Source organism: Sabulicella glaciei (assembly GCF_026183895.1).
Lineage (GTDB): Bacteria > Pseudomonadota > Alphaproteobacteria > Acetobacterales > Acetobacteraceae > Roseococcus > Roseococcus glaciei.
The window spans coordinates 167,216-173,932 of the sequence record NZ_JAPFQI010000007.1 but is presented as its reverse complement, the minus strand read 5'-3'; the positions used below and the strand labels follow the sequence as shown (position 1 = coordinate 173,932).

The window sequence follows — 6,717 nt, the reverse complement described above, 5'->3', positions numbered from 1 at the left end:
TCTCGCGAGTGAGCTGCTGTTGCAGCCAGGCCATGATGAGATCCGCGCGCACCGTTCTCGAATAACGCTTCGGGCACAAGGCCCGCTTTTTTGCTCAGAGCTTACGCTGCGCCGATCAACTGTCTCGTCATCACGTTCCCGAACCTCGCAGTCTGCCGAACGGCGCCGTCAGGCCATGGCCGGACCGCGCCGTTCGTAGGTCGCGCCTGGCTTGGTGATCACCACCCAGGCAACGCGGGCGATCTTCGCGGCAAGCGCCACAGTCACCTTGTTGCCATGCATGCGCTTCTCCAGCCCGTCGATCCAGCCGCCCAGGCGGTCCCGGGACCGGTCGAGGTGCATCACGCAAGATCGTGCCCCATGAACGAGCAGGCGCCGCAGATAGGAGCTTCCCCGCTTGCTGATGCCGAGCAGCGTCGTCCGGCCGCCGGTCGAGTGCTCCCGCGGCACAAGACCAAGCCAGGCCGCCATGTCGCGGGCCTTCCGGAACTGCTTGCCTGCCCCGGCGGCCGCCAGCAGGGCGGTCGCGGCCAGCGGCCCGATGCCAGGGATCGTCATGAGGCGGCGGGCGACGTCGCTGGACGCCGCGGCCGCCTCGATGTCGCCGCTGATCTCGGCGATCCGTCCCTCGAGCTGCCTCACGTCCTCGAACAGCGCCGCGAGCAGGCGCCGCATGGCGGGTGTCAGGTCGTTCGTCTCATCCGCCAGAACGCGCGGCAGATCGGCCTTGAACTTGCCCGCCCCCTGATGCATCGCGATGCCGTACTCCAGGCAGAACGCCCGCATCTGGCAGATCACGCGCGTGCGCTGGGCGACGAGGCGGTCCCGCACGCGATGCAGGGCCTGCAGGTCGACCTGTTCGGGGCTCCTGACCTCGACGAACCGCATCGTCGGACGCGAGACGGCCTCGGCGATCGCCTCGGCATCGATGATGTCGTTCTTGTTCGACTTCACGTAGGGCTTGACGAACTTGGCCGGGACGATGCGCACCGTGTGACCGAGGGCCATGATCTTGCGGGCCAGCCATTGGGAGCCGGGGCAGGCCTCCATGCCCACCACGGTCGGCGAGGCCCGTTCGAAGAACTGCAGAACCGTGTCACGTCGGAACGTCGCCTTCTGCACGGGCGCGCCCGCCGCATCGAGGCCAACGACATGGAAGACGTTCTTGCCGATGTCGACACCGAAGATCGCGGCGTCACGCGGCGCGTTGCGCAGTTTCATGGGTGCTCCTCCTCTGGTTGCCCAGGCCCAGTCTGGTGGTGGAGAGCGGGGCGGACCATCTCATTAGGGCTGGCAGTGCGCCAGCCCTTCACCGGATGCCCAAAATTGAGAGGTGCGGCGAGCCCTACCCCGCGCGCGCCTCGCTCGGCCGTACCGCCTCGCCGGACCAGCCGATCTCACCCGCGGTGTCGCAAGCCTGGCAGAGCGGCTTCCAGCGATTGTGCTCGGCACCGCAGCGGCGGCAGCGCCAAGTGGGCGCGGCCGGGGCATCAGCTGCGAGACGCAGCAGCTCCGGCTCCTTTTCCCGCGCCGCCTCGTCGCCCAGATCCGCGCGCTCCACCTGAACCAGGAGGTCGTAGCAGCGGCGGTCGGCAGCGCCCGTTTCCATCCAGGCCTGGAGGTCCTGGCGGGCGCGGCCCGTCAGCCCGGCCTGCAAGGCCACCTGTGCGCGCAGCAGGCGGCTTTCCGGATGGTTCGTCGTGTCGCGCGTCAACTCGTCCACCAGCTTGATGCGCGTGGTGGCGTCCGGCTCCTCCGCCACATAGGCGGCGCCGATATCCGGATGCGGCGCCGCAGCCCAGCCTTCGCGCAGCACGGCGCGGCCGCGGCGGGGGCTTCCCGTGTCCACCAGCCGCCGCGCATGCGCCACCACTGCTGGCGAGAAGGCCGGGTCGGCCATGAAGGCCTGGCGTTCCAGCTCCGCCGCCTTCAGCGGGTCCTCCGCCTGCTCGGCGGCGGCCAGCGACAGGGCCGCGCGCGGCGCCTCCGGGCCGGACAAGGCCAGGGCCTCGCCCCAGTCGCGCTCGCGCAGCGCGGCGGCGGCGCGGGCGGTCTTCAGCCATTCGGCATTCGGCTCGGCCTTGTGGGCTTCGGCGGCGATGCGCCGCGCCTCCGACCAGTCGCCGCGCGCCTCCGCCTGGCGCAGCAGGCCTCGCAGGCCGAGGAAACGCGAATCCTCGCGCCCGGCCAGCTTCTCGAAGGCATCCGTCGCCCCCTCCTCGTCGCCACGTGCGCGCGCCGCCTCGGCGGACAGCAGCAGGAGGTGCGGCGTGTCCCCGGCCAGGGCCCGGGCACGGTCCACCTCGATCCGCGCCTGCTCGGCCCGTCCGGCGGCCAGGGCGACCAGGGCGCGGGTGAGGGAGCGGTCCGCCTCGGCCCGGTTGCGCGCCTCGCGCTTCTGCCGGCGGCGCGCCGGCCAGCCACGCAGCCAGGACACGATGCGCAGGAAGCCGTGCACCGTGCCGAAGAGCAGGATCAGCGCGACGATGGCGGCGGGGAGGGAGATGCCGATGAACCACTCGCCCATCCGCACATCCACCGTCCCGCCCAGACCGGCGAGCCAAAGGATGGCGGCGACGACGAGGCCGACGACAAGGAGGGTCTTGATCGCGACGCGCACGGCGGGTCAGCCCTGGCCCAGGCGGCGCAGCGTGGCGCGGGCGGCGGCGACGGCCTGCGCCTCCTCCATCCAGGGGCGCATCGCGTTGCGCGTCACCTCCGGCAGGCCGCGCAGGTGGTCGAGGGCCGCGTCCAGCTCCCCCGCCTCCAGCGCGCGGCGGGCGCGCTCGATCACCCCTTCGGCGGCATCGCCCACCATCACCTCCTCGCCGCGCCGGATGGTCAGCATGGTGCCCAGGCGGGTGAGGGTGTCGGCCGGGGGCGCCGCGTTGCGCGCGCTGCGCACCGCCTCCTCGAAGGAGGCGCGAAGCTGCGCCTCGGTCGGCGGGGCGCGGTCGGCGAAGCGGGTCAGTTCCGGCGGCGGCTCCCCGCCCAGCCGCGACAGGGTCGGGCCCAGCGCGCGGCCCGAGGCCATCTCGGCGCGCAGAGCCTCCACGGCGGCGGCGCGGGCGCCGCTCTGCTCGGCCCGGGACAGGCGCTCCTGCAGGGCACCGAGGACACGGGCGGATTCGGCCTGGGCGTTGCGGATGGCGGCGGAAAACTCCTCCGCCCGGCGCGACGCCTCGGCCATCGCCTCCTCCTGGCGCCGGCGGAACTCGGCCGCCGCCTGTTCAGCGGCCTGGCGGGCCTGGGCCACCGCCTGCTCAGTGGCGCGGCGCCCTTCCTCGGCCTGGCGGGCGGTCTCGGCGGACAGCGCCTGGATCCGGGCCTCCGACTCGCGGCGCGCCGCCTCCAGGGCGCTGGACGATTCGCGCCGGGCGGTCTCGATCGCCTCGCGCAGCGCGGTTTCGCGCCGCGCCGCCGCCTGCTCCAGCGCGGTCACGGCGGGCGGGAGCCGGGTGGTGATGGTCTCGAGGGCTTGCTGCTGCGCGTCGAGGCGGCGATCGGCTTCCTGGAGGGCGGCGCCGATGCCGGCCTCGATCTGGCCGAAGCGCGTGTCCACCGCCTCGCCGGCCTCGCGCAGGATGGCGCCGGTGGCGGCGCGCAGCTCCGCGATGGCGCGCTGGGTCTCGCCATCCTGGCGGCTCAGCTCGGCGACGCGCGACGCCAGGGCCGGGTCGCCGGCCGGGCGGACAGCGAGTTCCTCCAGCTGCCGCTCCAGCGCCGCCAGCCGCTCCGCGACGGGGTCCGATGCGGGGGCGAGGGTGGCGACCGCCGCTGGCTCGCCCGGGATGGCCGGGGTGGCGGGCACGCCGGCGACGGGGGCGGGTTGCCCCGCCTCTTGCAGCTCCAGTCCGCCGCGCGCGGCGATCAACCAGACCGCGGCGCCGATCAGCACCGCGGCGGCAAAGCCGAGCGCAATCCAGGCGGGGTCGAAAGGCAGGTTCTTGCGGGGGGCGTTCATGGCCTGCGCAGCAGCTCCAGCATCGGGTCCTGATGGGGACGGGCGGCGACCAGCACCTCCCGCCAGGGCAAGGGTGACAACACGGCAGCCACGCGCGGGCTGATGGCAATGGCAGAAATACCTGCCGCCCGCGAGGCGAGGCCGGCCCCCTCCAGCAGCCGGAGGATACACGAGGCGGAGCGCGGAGAGAAGAAGAGCGCCTGCCCCACCCGCCCCGCCGCCAGCGCCTCGCGTGCCTTCTCCGGCAGGGCCTCGGCGTCGCCCGCGGCATAGACGGCGCGGCGGATCACCCGGAACCCGGCCGCGCGCAAGGCGGCGAGGAGGTCGCGCCCATAGCCCTGCCCGGAGGCGAGCAGCAGCGGGCCCGAAGCGGGATCCAGCGCGGCGGCGACCGCGGCGGCGAGGGAGGCAGCGTCGCCATCGGCGGCCCGGACCTGTCGGAAGCCGCGACGCCGCGCCTCCTCCGCCGTCGCCTCGCCCACCGCCCAGATCGAGGTGTCCGAAGGGGACAGGGCGCGGGCGGAGGCGCGCGAGGGCAGGAGGATGGCCTGGACGGGCGGCATGGGCGCGACGGGCAGGGAGCGCAGCACCAGAGCCGGGGCCAGTACCGGCTCCAGCCCCAGGGCGAGGATGCGCCGCGCCGTCTCGGCCGCGCCCGGCTCCGGGCGCGTCACCAGCACGGCGCCGGCAGGGCTAGCCAAAGATGTCGGCGGGGCTGTCGGCGCGGAGTTCCTCGCCCAACTCCCGGCCGATGCGCGCGGCGTCGGCCGCCGCGCCGCGCACCGAGCGCTTGAGCAGGAAGGAGCCGTCGGCCCGCGCCACGAGGCCGGTGAGGTGCAGCGTCCCGTCGGGCAGGAGGCGTGCATGGCCGCCGATCGGCGTGCGGCACGACCCGTCCAGCGCCGCGAGCAGCCCGCGTTCCGCCTTGCTCACCGCCGCCGCCTCGCGATCCTCGATGCCGGAGAGAAGCTCATGGAGCTCCGTGTCCTCCTCGCGCACCGTGACGCCGACGATGCCCTGGCCGGCGGCCGGCACCATCGCCTCGGGGTCCAGCACCACCGCCGCCTTCTCCTCCAGCCCCAGGCGCCGCAGCCCGGCGAGGGCGAGCAGCGAGCCGGCCACCTCGCCGGCCGCGATCTTGGCGAGGCGGGTCTGCACGTTGCCCCGGATGGTGACGCATTGGAGGTCGGGGCGCGCGGCGAGAAGCTGGGCCTGGCGGCGCAGCGAGGCGGTGCCGATCACCGCCCCGGCCGGAAAGCAGCCGAAAGGGGAGGCGGCGTCGCCCGTCTCGGTGCCTTCGGGCACCACCAGCACGTCGCGCGCATCCTCGCGCTTCAGCGTGCAGGCCAGGACGATGCCGGGCGGCAGCTCGGTTTCCAGGTCCTTCAGCGAATGGACGGCGAAATCCACCCGCCGGTCCAGCAGCGCCTCGTGGATCTCCTTCGCGAAGAGCCCCTTGCCGCCGATATCGGCCAGGGGGCGATCCTGCACGCGGTCGCCCGTGGTGGCGATGGCGTGCTCCTCGAAGGCCTTGGCGCCGCGCAGCACCGGGCAGAAGCGCGACACGATGTCGAGGAAATGCCGCGTCTGCCACAGGGCGAGCGGCGATTGGCGCGTGCCCACACGCAGGGGCAGGGAACGCATGCCCTTGTGCGGCTTGGCGGTGGCGGAGGACATGGGCGCGTCTTATAGGCAGCGCGTGACGAACGAAAGCGGACCTCCTGCAACGCAGCCCTTCCTGGGCATCGAATCGAGCTGCGACGAGACGGCGGCGGCCCTGCTGGACGGGAATGGCCGCATCCTGGCCGAGGCGGTGTTCAGCCAGACCGAGAGCCATGCCCGCTTCGGCGGCGTGGTGCCGGAGATCGCGGCCCGCGCCCATCTGGGCCGCCTGCCCCCTCTGGTGCGAGGCGTGCTGCGCGAGGCCGGGGTGGAGCCGCGCGACCTCGCGGGCGTGGCCGCGACCGCGGGGCCCGGGCTGATCGGCGGGCTGGTGGTGGGCGCCACCTTCGCCAAGGGCCTCGCGCTGGGGGCGGGGATTCCCTTTCTGGGCATCAACCACCTGGAGGCGCATGCGCTCACCGCGCGCCTGCCCGGGCTGTTTCCCGAGCCACCCGCGTTTCCCTACCTGCTGCTGCTCCTGTCGGGCGGGCATTGCCAATGCGTCGCCGTTCACGGCCTCGGCCGCTACGAGCGCCTGGGCACGACGCTGGACGACGCGGTGGGCGAGGCCTTCGACAAGTCGGCCAAGCTGATGGGCCTGCCCTGGCCCGGCGGCCCGCACCTCGAACGCCTCGCCGCCGAGGGCGATGCCCGCGCCGTTTCCCTGCCGCGCCCCATGCTGGGGCGGGAAGGGTGCGACTTTTCCTTTTCCGGCCTGAAGACCGCGGTGGCGCAGGCCGTTTCCCGCGGGCACCGCCACGCCGACATCGCCGCCGCCTTCCAGGCCAGCGTGGCCGCGGTGCTGGCCGACCGCGCGCGGCGCGCCCATTCCATGCTGCCCGGCGCGACGGCGCTGGTGGTGGCGGGGGGCGTCGCCGCCAACCGGGCGGTGCGCGCGGCGCTGGAGGCGGCGACGCCCCTGAGGTTGCTGGCGCCGCCCGTGCGGCTCTGCACGGACAATGCGGTCATGGTGGCCTGGGCGGGGCTGGAGCGGTTTCGCGCCGGGCAGCGCGATGCCGTGGCGCTGGCGCCGCGCCCACGCTGGCCCATGGCGGAATTGCAACCTCCCGCCGGTTGATCGCGCGGCGGGG

Annotated in this window: 6 protein-coding genes; 1 reads left to right on the top strand and 5 read right to left on the bottom strand. The window is 74.1% G+C overall.

Going from position 1 to position 6,717, the window contains the following annotated elements; genetic code table 11:
• Positions 1 to 168: 168 nt before the first annotated feature.
• From OF850_RS11530 to hemC, 5 genes are all read right to left on the bottom strand, one after another.
• Positions 169 to 1,221, bottom strand: coding sequence for an IS110 family RNA-guided transposase (locus OF850_RS11530; RefSeq protein WP_301590248.1), 1,053 nt, complete (start codon positions 1,219 to 1,221; stop codon positions 169 to 171).
• A gap of 124 nt (positions 1,222 to 1,345) precedes the next feature.
• Positions 1,346 to 2,620 carry a heme biosynthesis HemY N-terminal domain-containing protein gene (locus tag OF850_RS11525; RefSeq protein WP_301590247.1) on the bottom strand — a complete coding sequence of 425 codons (1,275 nt, stop codon included), beginning with the start codon at positions 2,618 to 2,620 and terminating at the stop codon, positions 1,346 to 1,348.
• 6 nt (positions 2,621 to 2,626) lie between these two features.
• The gene (locus OF850_RS11520; protein WP_301590246.1) at positions 2,627 to 3,964 is read right to left on the bottom strand and encodes a hypothetical protein; all 1,338 of its coding nucleotides are present in this window, start codon (positions 3,962 to 3,964) and stop codon (positions 2,627 to 2,629) included.
• Positions 3,961 to 4,638, bottom strand: a complete 678-nt coding sequence (locus OF850_RS11515) for a uroporphyrinogen-III synthase (RefSeq protein WP_301590245.1) — start codon at positions 4,636 to 4,638, stop codon at positions 3,961 to 3,963. Before OF850_RS11515 ends, OF850_RS11520 begins: the two co-directional genes overlap by 4 nt.
• Before the next feature lie 19 nt (positions 4,639 to 4,657).
• Positions 4,658 to 5,641 (bottom strand): hydroxymethylbilane synthase, encoded by a 984-nt coding sequence (gene hemC, locus OF850_RS11510; RefSeq protein ID WP_301590244.1) that lies wholly within the window; start codon positions 5,639 to 5,641, stop codon positions 4,658 to 4,660.
• A gap of 22 nt (positions 5,642 to 5,663) precedes the next feature.
• Here hemC and tsaD point away from each other — a divergent pair, with 22 nt between their 5' ends.
• Positions 5,664 to 6,704 (top strand): tRNA (adenosine(37)-N6)-threonylcarbamoyltransferase complex transferase subunit TsaD, encoded by a 1,041-nt coding sequence (gene tsaD, locus OF850_RS11505; RefSeq protein WP_301590243.1) that lies wholly within the window; start codon positions 5,664 to 5,666, stop codon positions 6,702 to 6,704.
• The last annotated feature ends 13 nt before the right edge of the window (positions 6,705 to 6,717 follow it).

Excerpts from the sequence above, each read along its gene's own strand:
- OF850_RS11530 (WP_301590248.1), bottom strand. The coding sequence starts at position 1,221 with ATGAAACTGCGCAACGCGCCGCGTGACGCCGCGATCTTCGGTGTCGAC.
- OF850_RS11520 (WP_301590246.1), bottom strand. The coding sequence starts at position 3,964 with ATGAACGCCCCCCGCAAGAACCTGCCTTTCGACCCCGCCTGGATTGCG.
- hemC (WP_301590244.1), bottom strand. The coding sequence starts at position 5,641 with ATGTCCTCCGCCACCGCCAAGCCGCACAAGGGCATGCGTTCCCTGCCC.